Origin of the sequence: Undibacterium sp. Ji49W, from assembly GCF_049340205.1 — a bacterium.
Classification (GTDB): Bacteria; Pseudomonadota; Gammaproteobacteria; order Burkholderiales; family Burkholderiaceae_D; genus Undibacterium.
The window spans coordinates 244275-258303 of the sequence record NZ_JBMPOW010000003.1; the positions used below are offsets into that span (position 1 = coordinate 244275).

At 50.0% G+C, this 14029-nt stretch carries 10 protein-coding genes and 1 tRNA gene; 8 read left to right on the forward strand and 3 right to left on the reverse strand.

Annotated elements, in window-relative coordinates; genetic code table 11:
• Positions 1-109: 109 nt before the first annotated feature.
• On the forward strand, positions 110-1405 hold the full coding sequence (gene serS, locus ACO0LK_RS05320; RefSeq protein ID WP_422972875.1) for a serine--tRNA ligase: 1296 nt from the start codon (positions 110-112) through the stop codon (positions 1403-1405).
• An 87-nt stretch (positions 1406-1492) separates the two neighbouring features.
• Here serS and ACO0LK_RS05325 read toward each other — a convergent pair whose 3' ends face one another.
• Complete coding sequence (locus ACO0LK_RS05325; RefSeq protein ID WP_422973038.1) at positions 1493-3268, reverse strand: GGDEF domain-containing protein; 1776 nt, start codon at positions 3266-3268, stop codon at positions 1493-1495.
• A gap of 620 nt (positions 3269-3888) precedes the next feature.
• Here ACO0LK_RS05325 and ACO0LK_RS05330 point away from each other — a divergent pair.
• Together ACO0LK_RS05330 and ACO0LK_RS05335 are read left to right on the forward strand one after the other, a co-directional pair.
• A complete protein-coding gene (locus ACO0LK_RS05330; RefSeq protein ID WP_422972877.1) occupies positions 3889-5277 on the forward strand; it encodes a hypothetical protein in 1389 nt (462 codons plus the stop codon).
• 310 nt (positions 5278-5587) lie between these two features.
• Positions 5588-6064, forward strand: a complete 477-nt coding sequence (locus ACO0LK_RS05335; protein ID WP_422972879.1) for a hypothetical protein — start codon at positions 5588-5590, stop codon at positions 6062-6064.
• Between the two features lie 93 nt (positions 6065-6157).
• Here the strand turns inward: ACO0LK_RS05335 and ACO0LK_RS05340 are convergent, their stop codons facing one another.
• Both ACO0LK_RS05340 and ACO0LK_RS05345 read right to left on the reverse strand, forming a co-directional pair.
• Positions 6158-6646, reverse strand: coding sequence for a hypothetical protein (locus tag ACO0LK_RS05340; protein ID WP_422972881.1), 489 nt, complete (start codon positions 6644-6646; stop codon positions 6158-6160).
• A gap of 386 nt (positions 6647-7032) precedes the next feature.
• Positions 7033-7122 (reverse strand) — tRNA-Ser (locus ACO0LK_RS05345).
• A gap of 334 nt (positions 7123-7456) precedes the next feature.
• Here ACO0LK_RS05345 and ACO0LK_RS05350 point away from each other — a divergent pair.
• The 5 genes from ACO0LK_RS05350 to ACO0LK_RS05370 all read left to right on the forward strand — a co-directional run bounded on the left by ACO0LK_RS05350 (position 7457) and on the right by ACO0LK_RS05370 (position 13934).
• Positions 7457-8560: an aldose epimerase family protein gene (locus ACO0LK_RS05350; protein WP_422972883.1), complete on the forward strand. Its 1104-nt coding sequence runs from the start codon at positions 7457-7459 to the stop codon at positions 8558-8560.
• A gap of 156 nt (positions 8561-8716) precedes the next feature.
• Positions 8717-10459: an IlvD/Edd family dehydratase gene (locus ACO0LK_RS05355; protein WP_186946683.1), complete on the forward strand. Its 1743-nt coding sequence runs from the start codon at positions 8717-8719 to the stop codon at positions 10457-10459.
• 55 nt (positions 10460-10514) lie between these two features.
• Positions 10515-11507, forward strand: a complete 993-nt coding sequence (araD1, locus tag ACO0LK_RS05360) for an AraD1 family protein (RefSeq protein WP_422972885.1) — start codon at positions 10515-10517, stop codon at positions 11505-11507.
• Positions 11504-13075: an aldehyde dehydrogenase (NADP(+)) gene (locus tag ACO0LK_RS05365; RefSeq protein WP_422972887.1), complete on the forward strand. Its 1572-nt coding sequence runs from the start codon at positions 11504-11506 to the stop codon at positions 13073-13075. Before araD1 ends, ACO0LK_RS05365 begins: the two co-directional genes overlap by 4 nt.
• Positions 13076-13166: 91 nt before the next feature.
• On the forward strand, positions 13167-13934 hold the full coding sequence (locus ACO0LK_RS05370) for an SDR family NAD(P)-dependent oxidoreductase (RefSeq protein ID WP_422972889.1): 768 nt from the start codon (positions 13167-13169) through the stop codon (positions 13932-13934).
• Positions 13935-14029 lie beyond the last annotated feature (95 nt).

The following is a 14029-nucleotide window of genomic DNA, read 5'->3' on the forward strand; positions in this document are numbered from 1 at the left end:
CAATGGGCTAATTTTAGGGAAAATGCCCGTCCCTTGATACAATAGCTGACTAGCCTGTTGTTTCGGCATTCAATCAGCATTCAATCAGTATTTAACCCGTATTCAGACCATGATAGATATTCAACTCCTGCGCAAAGACATCGCCAACGTGGCAGCACGCCTGGCTACCCGTAAATTTCAGCTGGATGTGGACAGCTTTAACGCACTGGAAGCAGAACGCAAGCAAATCCAGTCCCGCACAGAAGAACTGCAAGGCAAGCGCAATACCTTGTCCAAACAGATCGGCAATCTCAAAAGCAAGGGCGAAGATGCTTCCGCAATCATGGCTGAAGTTGCCAGCATTCCAGAAGAGTTGAAAGCATCAGAAGTGCGTCTGTCTGAAATACAGACAAAAATGACAGCCTTCCTGCAAACCATTCCCAATGTGCCGCATGAATCGGTGCCGGTTGGTAATGATGAAAGCGGTAACGTTGAAGTGCGCAAATCTGGCACGCCACGCAGCTTTGATTTTGAAATCAAGGACCACGTCGATATCGGTTCTGCCCTGGGCCTGGATTTTGATACAGCCGTCAAGCTGACTGGTTCCCGTTTTTCTGTCATGAAGGGCGGCATGGCTCGCTTGCATCGCGCACTGGCCCAGTTCATGCTCGACATGCAGACACAGGAACATGGTTATACCGAAGTCTATACGCCCTACATGGTGAATGCCGATTCCATGCGTGGTACTGGCCAGTTGCCAAAGTTTGAAGAAGACCTGTTTGCCGTTAAAAAAGGTGGCCAGGAAGGCGAGGGCGAAACCCTGTACCTGATCCCTACCTCTGAAGTGACCTTGACCAATACCGTGCGCGATGAAATTCTGGCGGCTGATGTACTGCCATTGAAACTGACAGCACACACACCATGCTTCCGCTCTGAAGCGGGCAGCTATGGCCGTGATACACGCGGCATGATACGTCAGCATCAGTTCGACAAAGTGGAAATGGTACAGATCGTCCACCCGGAAAAATCCATGGAAGCCCTGGATGAAATGGTAGGCCATGCTGAAGCCGTGCTGCAAAAACTGGAACTGCCATACCGCGTGCTGAGCCTGTGTACCGGCGACATGGGTTTTGGCGCCTGCAAGACTTTCGATCTGGAAGTCTGGTTGCCGGCACAAAATACCTATCGTGAGATTTCATCCATCTCGAATATGTTTGATTTCCAGGCACGCCGCATGCAGGCGCGTTTCCGCAATGCCCAGGGCAAGCCGGAACTGGTACATACCCTGAATGGTTCTGCCCTGGCAGTTGGCCGTACACTGGTTGCTGTGCTGGAAAACTACCAGCAGGCTGATGGTTCTGTCGTCATCCCGACAGCCTTGCGCCCTTACATGGGCGGCATAGAAAAATTGCAGATCGCTGTCTGATTCTGCAAGCCGATAAAAAACCCGCATCGTCTTTTTGACCATGCGGGTTTTTTAATGCCGGGGTTTTAAGCTTGTTTCAGAACGCCTTCAGGCTTGCGCCAGCAATAATTCCATCTCGGAACGCCTATCTACAAACAGGCTGTTACCATGTATCTTTTTCGCCTGCTTCTTGGCATCTGACGCGGCGATAGAAATCTGGTGGTGTGAATAATATTTATTCGCCCGTGACTTCACTACACCCAGCGACAGGCTGACCAGCGGATAAAATACTTTTTTACCCTGACGGTCTTCACTGAGATAACCGCCTCTTTCACGGTCTTCATTGCTGTAAAAATCAAAGATGGCCTGCGCAAAGCTGTGCAGTATGCCCTGGCAGCGCACTTCCCAGTCTTCACTGCGGAACAGAATAATGAAATCATCGCCACCAATGTGACCGATAAAATCCATCTGCGGATCACAATGCTGTTTCAACACTTCACTGGTCATCTGTATGATGTCGTCGCCGCGACGATAGCCATATACGTCATTGAAGGGCTTGAAATGATCAAGGTCGCAATAGCAGGCACAGAATGCCTGTTCCTTTTGCAGCAACTGATCAATATGTTCATTGATGGGTACATTACCCGGTAATTGCGTCAGCGGATTGGCATAGCGTGCCGCATTGATCTGCATTTGCGTGATCTCGCGCATCAGGTCTGGGCCCGTGCCAAGGCCTATATAACGGCCCTGATCAGTGATGATGATACCGTTGATCAGATGATCAGGATTGGCTTCCACAATGATGTGGCTGACATCCTGCATGCTGGTATTTTTATCGACGATGATAGGGTGCGCATCCATAAACACCGTGCAAGGCTTTTTGCCATACAGTTCACGCTGATAGGGGCGGGCGAAGCGATCGATCATGTGGTAACGGTTGATTATGCCCACCGGCATGCCGTCATCCACCACCGGCACGATCTGCAGTTTCGGGTTTTGCAAAAAAACGTCATCCACCTGATTGTTCAACATGCGTGAAGAAATCGTTGGCGGGGTTTTCAGTATTTTTTCAACGGTGGCGGTTTGTTCAAACGTGCTGAGGGAGCGGCGCCCCGCCTGGTACTGATTGCTGGTCAGAATGCGTGCCACTTCGGCAGATACCGCACGCGCCGGTGTCGGGTGCGGGCGGGCAATATGATAACCCTGGCCGCAGGCCACACCCATGTCGCGCACGGCCATCAATTCTGCCTGTGTTTCTATACCCTCGGCCACTACACGGGTGCCGGATTTTTCGGCAATACTTTGTATGGAACGTACAAACTGCGCCTTCACCGGGTCATGATCTATACCCTGAATGAAGTGCATGTCGATCTTGACGTATTCCGGCTTCAGTTCTGACCACAGGCGCAGGCTGGAAAAACCCTCACCAAGATCATCAATGGCAATCTCAAAACCCATCTCGCGATAATGGATAACAGCTTCGCACAGCAGCGCATAATCGTGGGTGGGCTGGTATTCGGTCAGTTCTATGATGACGCGTTCAGGGTTGATGCCCAGTTCATGGATGTAATCCAGCGTTTCGCCATAGCGCACATCCCTTTGCAGCAGACATTCCGGGCTGACATTCAAAAACAGTTTGCCCGGCAGATTTTGGGCAGCAAATTGCTCCAGCACGACATGGCGACACAAATGCTCTACCGTCACCGTCAGATTGTTTTCCCAGGCGGCTTTGAACAGATTCACCGGCGAATGCAAAGGGCTGTCAGACGGCCCCCGTATTAAACCTTCATAACCCAGAATATCGCCATTATGCATCTGCACGATAGGCTGGAAACGTGCCGTCAGCAAACGCTGATCAATAATGCGCTGCAATTGCGTCAGCATCAGCGCATCAGTATGGGAGCCCAATTGGCTGACAGGTAAGCCGGCCTGAATGCCAGACTGGCTATCAGACTGAGACGTATGCGTAGACAGATAATCCACAGTATCTCCCGCTAAACTACTTTCCATCGAGGCGAATTCCCATAAAACAAGCAATAGCAAACAACCAGCACCGCCGTCACAATCTACAGGCGGTACTTCACACACCTAAATGTAATGTTGCTTTGTGACATCTTCATGTCAAGGACGGTTGATTGACGGCAAACTAAAAATGCAAATTCTGCGTAAGTATCTGTGCTGGTATCTGGTCGCATCCACGCTTCAAGTAATTTATCTTGAAATAGTGAATTTTCCGGTCCTTACGCCACGCCTGTAACCACGCTGTAGCGAGAATCATGAAGGTTTCTATGTGGGTTGCTGTTCTATCAAGGGTGCAATACCGGCCTCGAGACAGTTTGCATGTTTTTTGTATTGTCATTTAGGCTAGAAAAAGTGTAATATTTCATGTGCAAAGAGCAATTCCACATGGGATTGGGTTCTGTCTTCTACACAACAAATTTGCTGGGGTTTCCTACTTAATCCCTGGTTTTCAACCAAATAAACATACACACAGGAGTATCAGAATGACGACCGTGCTCAACTCAACGAACTGGATGCAGGGTATTGACGACAACACATTAATTTCGGCAATGAGCATTCCTGGTACACATGAATCTTGTGCGTTATACGGAGGAGGCCCGACACAATGTCAGGAATTAAGCATCTCTGACCAGTTGATGCGTGGTATCCGTTTCCTCGACATTAGATGCGCCTATGCGTACGTTCCCATTGGTTTTAATAAAACCCCATTTTTACCGGGTATCGATTCCTCCCAGGGGTCCTCGATTTTTGATCATTTCCCTATCTTCCATGGTGGTATACCCCAGCACATCGACTTCCTGCAGGTCCAGAAAGCATGTATCGAATTTCTGGACGCCAATCCGTTTGAATTCATATTGATGAACGTCCAGCATGAGGATATCGTACTCTTCCCAAGCAGACCCGATCATGAGTTTCGCGACCAATTCATGAAGCTCTATGATCCCAATTACTGGGAGTTCTACGAAAATATTCCCACGCTGAAAGACTGCCGCAAGAAGATCATCCTGATTCGTCCTGGATGGCCGCGCTTGACTGGTAACACCGGGTCGGGTTTGGAGTGGAACGGATACAATATAGACGGGACGTCGGGCAATGCCATTTTCGACACACAAAATGGCTGGAAGAAATACAACACTGGTAGTTGGGACCAGCAAAATGCAGCCAAGGCCACAGCAGTAAAAGAATACTTGAGGCGTGCTTCCACCAAGGCGGCAGGAGACAAAATCTATCTGAACTTCCTCAGCCGCGCCGCAGGTGCCTACGTAGGAACCGCCGCCCAGGTGGTGAACCTGGAAATCGCGGGCTATCTGCACAATACAACAGGGAGTCCATTGGGAGTGCTCCCGATCGACTTTACTGGCAACACTGGCTGGACGGGCTCGCTGGAGGAGCAGATCGTCCAGCGCAACAGCTTCAAGAGCGGGTTTTCCGTCCAGTTTACGGTATCGCCATTCAAAGTTGCGTTGTCCGTGCCCAGTCGACCATCAGACAAATGGTGGATGTCTGCTGGCCAGCACGATTGGGCGGTGGCGACGCTTCCCATGGTGTCCAATGTTCCCACTGCCGATTCGCCGATGATACTGGAGTTGTACAGCTCCAAGGGAAAAGACTACTTCAAAGTTCCGGGGGTGGAAAGTTATCTTTCCGTGAGTAATGCTGGGCAAGTTGGCTTATATGGTTGGGATAATGCACGTACATTTTCATCGAAAAAAGTTGTCGTTACGGTAGGCAACCAGACTTTCGAAATCGTTTGCCTGGTGTCGGATGACAACGGTCATCTGCTGCGCAGGCATTCGAATGGAGAGCTCTGGTGCGACGAAAATGAGGTGGGCGATCTGCTCAGTGTCACTCTCGCTCCACCCTCGGTCTGACGACTCAGGGGAAGTTAGGCTGCTTACCTTTTTGTCGGAGGAGGATCGTGTCAAGCACAGTTGATTGACGGCAAACTAAACAAGGAAATTCTGCTTAAGTAACGAAGGTAAAAATTCAATATTACTCAAAAAAACAATGCATGAATGTTTACGTGATTTATTGAGAGGGTTGCATTGCATGCAATATGCTATGCGCTTCAATGCACCGAAATAAGGAAGATCAGGCGCAGTATTAGTGTGTTAATTACTCTTGTGCACGATCTTGCCAGTATTTAGCGCGGAAAAACCTTTCCTTGAAAATTGATGAAGTATGCAAAAAATATGCGACATATATTTGCTGGAAGATATAAGTGGTTCTTCTGGTCTTTTGAAACAACTCAAGATTTTCGAGCCGAAATTATTGTTTGAAGAAGATCAGTTCTATTCCGGTTTCCTGGGTTTAAGCGTAAGACGAATTGTTGGTGTTGCAATCGTTACTCATCTCAGAAACAACAGGATTAAAAGCGTTAATGTTCCAGTTGAATATAAAGACAAAAATTTGATATCTGAAGCCGAAGCAGAGGCAGTCGCAAGAGAACATGCTGGAAATAGGGATGTGGCGGTCAGATCAATGGCGCGAAAAGAAGTCTTAACGAATCCAATGTATTGGTGCTTTCAATTGGAGACTCCTGATAGCGCAAGTGCTATGGAAGGTGGGGGCATTGTGACTGTGGATAGACTGGATGGGCACATATGGCAAATCGGGGAGACTGAGGAGTATATGTATGACTACAATAATTTCCTTTAGGGGGAAATGTTGTGGCTTAAATTTTGGCGCTTCGCAAGTATGAGCCAATCCATTGCATTTGTAAGCAGAAACAATGGATTGGAATAGCTACACCTAACACAATTTGTTGCAGGCCTCTTTTGCCTTAACAGCAGCGTCATCATCGGTCGTCGCTGTCACGGTTATTCTCGGCCCCCCATCCCTTTTGCAGCCGCAATCAAAAACATAGTCGACACTACCTGGTACGGTTCGCGATGGCGCTTGAGATATGTACTTGATTTTCCCTAATGTTAAAAACCAGTATTTGACCCAGGCAGTGGCATTACATTTTTGGCAAAATGCATCTATGAGGGTTGAGAATATCCACAAAATAATACCGATCACTAATGTGATGACAGTACAAACAATTGTAGTAACAACGGTAGTAACAGCCTTTGTTATCCAGACAATTACTTTAACAAGCACCATGACCATTTGGCAAATCCAGTTCAGAGGCCACGGCCATTTTTTACATTGTTTTTGTTGTTGTGATACCCAATTTTCCACAGGCTCGGTTACGTTTGTTGTGATCCAGGTAGTAACGACATGACAAATTTGTGACATTCTTATCTCCTAGGAATAAATCATTTTCTAAAGCGCCTTTACAACCTCATAGAAATAATTAAATTGCATTCAATTTTGATAATATAAGTATTAAATATTAAAATTGCAATGCTTTATTTCGTGCAAGACCTTTTAACAATTAAAAAGGTGTTTGCATACTGTGTTTCATTGAGTGAGCACGGAAGAAGTAAAGAACTAGAAAGTTTGTGCGATATGACTCATGGAGTGTTTGTACTGCGATTGCCTGTTAAGGGCGATGATAGAGGTGGCAGCGCAAGATAGCCGTCTGCTTTTAGAGTCGATTTTATGGATTACGCACACAGGTGTACTGTGAGGATGGGTTCCAGAAAAAAAAGCCCTTGAAAATCAAGGGCTTTTTCATATTTTGGCGGAGAAGGGGGGATTCGAACCCCCGATAGTATTGCTACTACGCCTGATTTCGAGTCAGGTACATTCAACCACTCTGCCACCTCTCCGGCTTGGTTGTTCGCTTAGTAAGCGAAGTCAGTGATTATAGCAAAGAAATGGCTCAAATCAAAATGACTACTTCCCCCCTGTGCCGCAAACGCCGAAGGCCTCTCAGGCAGATTGGATGACCTTGGTCGTGGCATGTAGGAAGGCTTTGGTTTGAACGTGCTCAAAATGCCATACCAAAATCGATATCGAAAATACTGAAAAAGTGATTGGATGGATTTTCTGGTGCAGCTTATGATGGAGTAGGGCAATTTCGCCTGTCCGAATACTATCTGCGTATATGGCCTTTCTGGCAAGCTGATTTTTAGTCCTCGTCTTATATAAAAGATTCTCATGATGTCCGCTGAACAATTCACTAATGAAACCCAAAAGGAAGTCCAGGAGCCAAGTCTTCAACAAAGCGTTTTTGGGCATCTGGATGATGGGCAGGTCATTAGTCTGTACACGCTGCGCAATCGCCAGGGCATGCTGGTCAAGGTGATGGATTTTGGTGGCATTATTACTGAACTGCATGTGCCTGACCGGAACGGCGTGCTGGCGGATGTGACGCTGGGGTTTTCTGATTTGCAGCCTTATCTGGGTGAATCTTCATTTTTTGGGGCGCTGATAGGGCGTTATGGCAATCGCATTGCGCAAGGGCGCTTTGCGCTGGATGGAAAGACGTATCAGCTTGATCGCAACAATGGTGCTAATCATCTGCATGGCGGTAGTGGCGGTTTTTACCGGGTGAAGTGGGATACGACACCGTTTCAAACCCGGCATAGTGTTGGTCTTGGCCTGCGTTACTTCAGTGAAGATGGTGAGCAGTGTTACCCCGGCAACCTGCATGTAACGGTCACTTACGAGTTGGATGATGATAATCAGTTTCACGTTCGCTATCACGCTGTCACTGACCAGGCAACGCCAGTCAATCTGACTCACCACGCTTACTTCAATCTGGCAGGGCAGGGCTCAATATTGGGGCATGAGGTCATGATTAATGCGGATGCCTATACACCTGTGGATGCCGGTTTGATACCAACCGGTGCGCTGGTGCCGGTGGCGGGTACTGCCTTTGATTTTCGTCGGGCGACTGCTATTGGTGCACGCATAGGCCATGATGATTCGCAATTGGCGCATGGTCAGGGTTATGACCATAATTTTGTCCTGAACAAGTCGGCGGGAAAAGAAACCAGCCTTGCGGTGCGTGTTCATGAGCCTGTATCTGGTCGCGTGCTGGAACTATGGACGGACGAACCTGGCGTGCAGTTTTATAGCGGCAATTTTCTGGATGGTAGCCTCGCCGGCAAGGGGCAGACGTATGCTCTGCATAGTGGTTTTTGTATAGAGCCGCAGCATTTTCCTGATTCGCCGAATCAGCCACAGTTTCCTTCAACGATATTGCGGCCTGGTGAGGAATATCGTTCTAGCTCCATTTATCGATTCTCGATACAGACTTGATGATGCACTATTTTCATGTCTGCGATATCAATTGCAGTATCAATTGCAAATAAAAAGTCATTGGAAAGACATCGTTGTAGTCTTTAGTATCTCTGTATTAAGCGCGGGTGCGTGTGTCGGTTGCGAGCCTGCGTCATAAAAACAAGGAGATACCGGATGTCTGAAACAAAGAAAAAGCTTACTTTACGCTCGGCGCAATGGTTTGGAACTCAGGATAAAAACGGTTTCATGTACCGTAGCTGGATGAAGAATCAGGGCATACCTGATCACGAGTTTGAAGGCAAACCGATTATCGGTATCTGCAATACCTGGTCTGAACTGACACCCTGCAATGCCCATTTCCGCAAGCTGGCGGAACATGTCAAACGTGGCATCCTGGAAGCGGGCGGGTTTCCGGTCGAATTTCCGGTGTTTTCAAATGGTGAATCCAATTTGCGCCCGACGGCGATGCTGACGCGCAATCTGGCCAGTATGGATGTGGAAGAATCCATACGCGGCAACCCTATGGATGCGGTGGTGTTGCTGGTCGGCTGCGACAAGACCACGCCTGCCTTGCTGATGGGTGCGGCAAGCTGTGACATTCCAACCATCGTTGTCAGCGGCGGCCCCATGCTGAATGGCAAGCTGGATGGCAAGGATATTGGTTCTGGTACTGCGGTCTGGCAATTGCATGAAGCGGTCAAGGCTGGTTCCATCACCATGCATCAGTTCATGGCGGCAGAGTCTGGCATGTCGCGTTCTGCCGGCACCTGCAATACCATGGGTACGGCATCTACCATGGCCTGCATGGCCGAGGCGCTGGGCACGACCTTGCCACATAATGCGGCGATTCCGGCAGTCGATTCCCGTCGTTATGTGCTGGCACACATGTCAGGCATACGCATCGTTGAAATGGTGCGTGAAGATTTGCGCCTGTCCAAAATATTGACCCGTGAAGCATTTGAAAATGCCATACGCGTGAATGCGGCGATTGGTGGTTCCACCAATGCCGTTATCCATTTGAAAGCGATAGCTGGCCGCATCGGCGTGCCGCTGGAGCTGGAAGACTGGACCACGGTCGGTCGTGGCACGCCCACAATCGTCGATCTGATGCCATCTGGTCGTTTCTTGATGGAAGAATTCTATTACGCAGGCGGCTTGCCTGGTGTTGTACGTCGCCTGGGCGAAGGTGGCCTGGTTCCGCATAAGGATGCCTTGACGGTGAATGGCAAAAGCTTCTGGGAAAACTGCCAGGATGCACCGGTATATAACGATGAAGTCATACGGCAACTGGATAACCCCTTGCTGGCCGATGGCGGCATTTGCATCTTGCGCGGCAATCTGGCGCCGCGTGGTGCAGTATTGAAACCGTCTGCTGCCACACCGGCGCTGATGCAGCATCGCGGCAAGGCCGTGGTGTTTGAAGATTTTGAACATTACAAGCAACGCATACTTGATCCTGATCTGGATGTCGATGCGGATTCAGTGCTGGTCATGAAAAATTGCGGCCCCAAAGGCTATCCCGGTATGGCGGAAGTGGGCAATATGGGCTTGCCGCCTAAATTGCTGGCGCAGGGTGTCAAGGACATGGTGCGAATTTCAGATGCCCGCATGAGCGGCACCGCTTACGGCACGGTGGTATTGCATGTGGCACCGGAAGCCATGGCCGGCGGCCCGCTGGGCATTGTGCAGGATGGTGACATGATTACGCTGGATTGCCGCAATGGCAAACTGGATCTGGATGTTACCGATGAAGAAATGCAGCAACGTCTGGCCAGTCGGGCGGAGAAGCAGCAACCATCTCATAAAACCGGATATCAGCAACTGTATATTGATCACGTCTTGCAGGCGGATCAGGGATGTGATTTTGATTTCCTGGTGGGTAGCCGGGGTGCTGAAGTGCCCAAGCATTCGCATTAAGTTTTGCAGTCGGGCATTCCCATCATCGAGTCAGTAAATCGCTTCAGGAGAAATTATGTTAATCGTACAATTTACCAATGCTGCCGGTACACGTTTGGTCGGTGCGCTTGAACAGGATCAGGTACGTGTGATAGATGGCTATGCCAGTACCTATATGTTGGCGCAGACTGCAATCCGGTCTGACACAGGTCTGGAAAAGCTGGCGACGGCAGCACTGGGTAGCACGGTCTATCAATACGAAGACATCGCCAAAGAAGGGCGGCTGTTGCCGCCACTCGATCATCGCGATCATGCGCATTGCTATGTTACTGGTACCGGCCTCACGCATCTGGGCAGTGCCGATGCACGCGATGCCATGCACAAGAAAATTGGTGGCGATGTTGAAAGTCTGAGCGACAGCATGAAAATGTTCCGCCTGGGTGTGGAAGGTGGCAAACCGGCAGAAGGTGAGGCGGGCGTGCAGCCTGAATGGTTTTATAAAGGAGATGGTTATGTCGTGCGCGCCAGTGGCCAAAGCCTGGATATGCCTGATTTTGCGCTGGATGGCGGTGAAGAGCCAGAAATTGCTGGTCTGTATGTCATAGGTGATAACGGTCAGCCTTATCGAATCGGTTTTTCTATAGGCAATGAATTTTCTGATCACGTGACTGAACGTCAGAATTATTTGTATCTGGCCCATTCAAAATTGCGTGCCTGCGGCTTGGGTCCGGCTTTGCTGGTAGGTGATCTGCCACAGCATGTTGCCGGTACATCCCGCATTTATGATGTGGATGGCAAACCAAGATGGGAAAAGAGCTTTGTCAGTGGCGAGCAAAACATGTCGCATACCATTGCCAATCTTGAATATCATCACTTCAAATATTCCTTGTTCAATCGCCCGGGCGACGTGCATATCCATTTCTTTGGCACGGCGACGCTGAGCTTTGCCGATGGCGTCAGCGTCAAGGCTGGCGAAACCTTTGAAATTGAAGCGCCAGCATTCGGGCCAGCATTGCGCAATCGACTGGCTGTCAGCAAGACAGAATTTACCAAGGTAAAAGCCCTATGAATATCACTGGCGAAGCCCTGATAGGTGGCATTGCTGAAAAGGGGAGTGGTAACTCTTTCCTAGCATTTGATCCAGCCAAAATGCTCAGCATGGCCCCGGCTTTTTATACGGTGGACAAGCAACAAATCGATACCGCATGCAGCATGGCGCAGGCGGCATTTGATCCGTTTCGTGCCTGCACGGGCGAACAAAGAGCGGTTTTGCTGGAGACCATAGGTCAACAGATCATGGCCTTGGGCGATCGCCTGATTGAGCGTGTGATGGCCGAAACCGGTTTGTTGCGCGGACGACTGGAAAGCGAACGCGGTCGTACCATCAGCCAGTTGCAATTGTTTGCCGATCTTTTGCGTGAAGGTTCATGGCCGGATATCCGTATCGACAGCGCCTTGCCTGAGCGTCAGCCACCACGCCCCGATTTGCGCATGCAATTGATAGGCTTGGGGCCAGTTGCTGTATTTGCGGCCAGCAATTTTCCTTTGGCGTTTTCTGTGGCCGGTGGTGACACGGCGGCAGCTTTTGCGGCAGGCTGCCCGGTGGTGTTGAAAGTGCATCCTGCTCACCCAGGTACGTCCGAGTTGGTTGGCCGTGCCATAGTCAAGGCTTTGCAGTTGTGTGGTTTGCCTGCTGGTGTGTTTTCTTTGTTGACAGGTACAGGCAATGAAATCGGTCAGGAACTGGTGCGTCATCCTGCCATACAGGCTGTGGGTTTTACCGGATCACGTTTTGGGGGCCTGGCCTTGATGGCTGTGGCAGCGGCGCGCCCGCAACCTATACCCGTGTATGCAGAAATGAGTAGCATCAATCCACTGTTTTTGTTCCCGCAGGCATTGGCGCAAAGGGCAGAAGAGATTGCCAAAGATTTCGTGACCTCACTGACCCTGGGTGCTGGTCAGTTCTGCACCAACCCCGGTCTGGTGCTAGCGGTAGATAGTCCAGACCTGGACAGATTCATTAAATCAGCAACCCAGATCATATCCGGTGTATCACCCGCACCCATGCTGACGCCCGGTATCGCAGCCAATTATCAGCGCGGGGTAGAAGCCCTGGCCGAAGCAGAAGAAGTCAACACTCTGGTCAGGGTCGATGTCGAAGAAGGCAAAGCCAATCCCGCCATGTTTGTAACCAGTGCAGATGCCTTCCTGAGCCGGCACGCATTGCAAAACGAGGTGTTCGGCCCGACCTCATTGCTGGTTGTTTGCCGCGATGTGGACCAGATGCGCGCCGTGACTGAAGCACTGGAAGGGCAACTGACAGCCACGATACAGATAGAAGAAGCCGATTTTGAACAGGCCAGCGCATTGTTGCCGGTGCTGGAACGCAAGGTAGGTCGGATACTGGCCAACGGTTTTCCAACCGGTGTGGAAGTCGCAACGGCCATGGTGCATGGGGGTCCGTTTCCGGCTACGTCGGATGGCCGCAGTACTTCAGTGGGAACAGCATCCATACATCGCTTCTTGCGCCCGGTTTGCTACCAGAACTTGCCGCAGGCTTTATTGCCAGTTGGCTTGCGTGATGACAATGCCGCCAATATATGGCGTCGGCATGATGGTGTATTAGGCAAAAAATAAATAGAAAATGAAGTAGGCACAGTATTCGATTTGATAAGTGCACTAGTCGATTTAAAATAGCAGCACCATAAAACACGAAGCAGGAGATAGCATGACTCAATTGGCACACTACGTCAGCCTCAAGGGACGGACAGTGTTTATTACCGGTGGCGGCACCGGTATCGGCGAAGAACTGGTCACGGCTTTTGCCCATCAGGGGGCAAAGGTGGCATTTGTGGATATCGCCAAAGATGCCAGCGAAGCGCTGTGCAGCAAACTGGCGGCTGCCGGTTTGCCAGCACCCTTGTTCCGTTATTGCGATATCACTGATATCCCGGCATTGCAAAAAACCATGGCTGAACTGGCGGCAGAGATCGGTGATTTTGATGTGCTGGTCAACAATGCGGCCAATGATCAGCGCCATCAGACTGAAGAAGTCAGTGTCGAATACTGGAATGAACGTATCGCCATCAACCAGCGCCCCATGTTTTTTACCTGCCAGTCCGTATTGCCGGGCATGAAGAAAAAAGGGGCGGGTTCCATCATTAATGTCAGCTCCATTTCCTGGCATATCAAGGGTGCGGGTTACCCTGTGTATGCCACCGCCAAGGCGGCCGTCGTTGGCTTGACACGTGGCCTGGCGCGCGAATTTGGCGCGCATGGCATACGGGTCAATACCGTGTCACCTGGATGGGTGATGACACAACGCCAGATTGATTTGTGGGTGGATGAAGCGGGCGAGCAGGAAATCAAACGTAACCAGTGTCTTCCCAGCAAGCTGATGCCTGCCCATATCGCCTCCATGGTGCTGTTTTTGGCGGCGGATGATGGTGCCATGTGTACCGCGCAGGAATTTATCGTCGATGGCGGCTGGGTTTGATCTATTGCATTTGATTTCCTTGGTTTGATCCTCGCTGCTGTCAGACCGAGACTGTATAGCATCTAGCAATACCTGTTGCCCCCGAATTTTTGTGA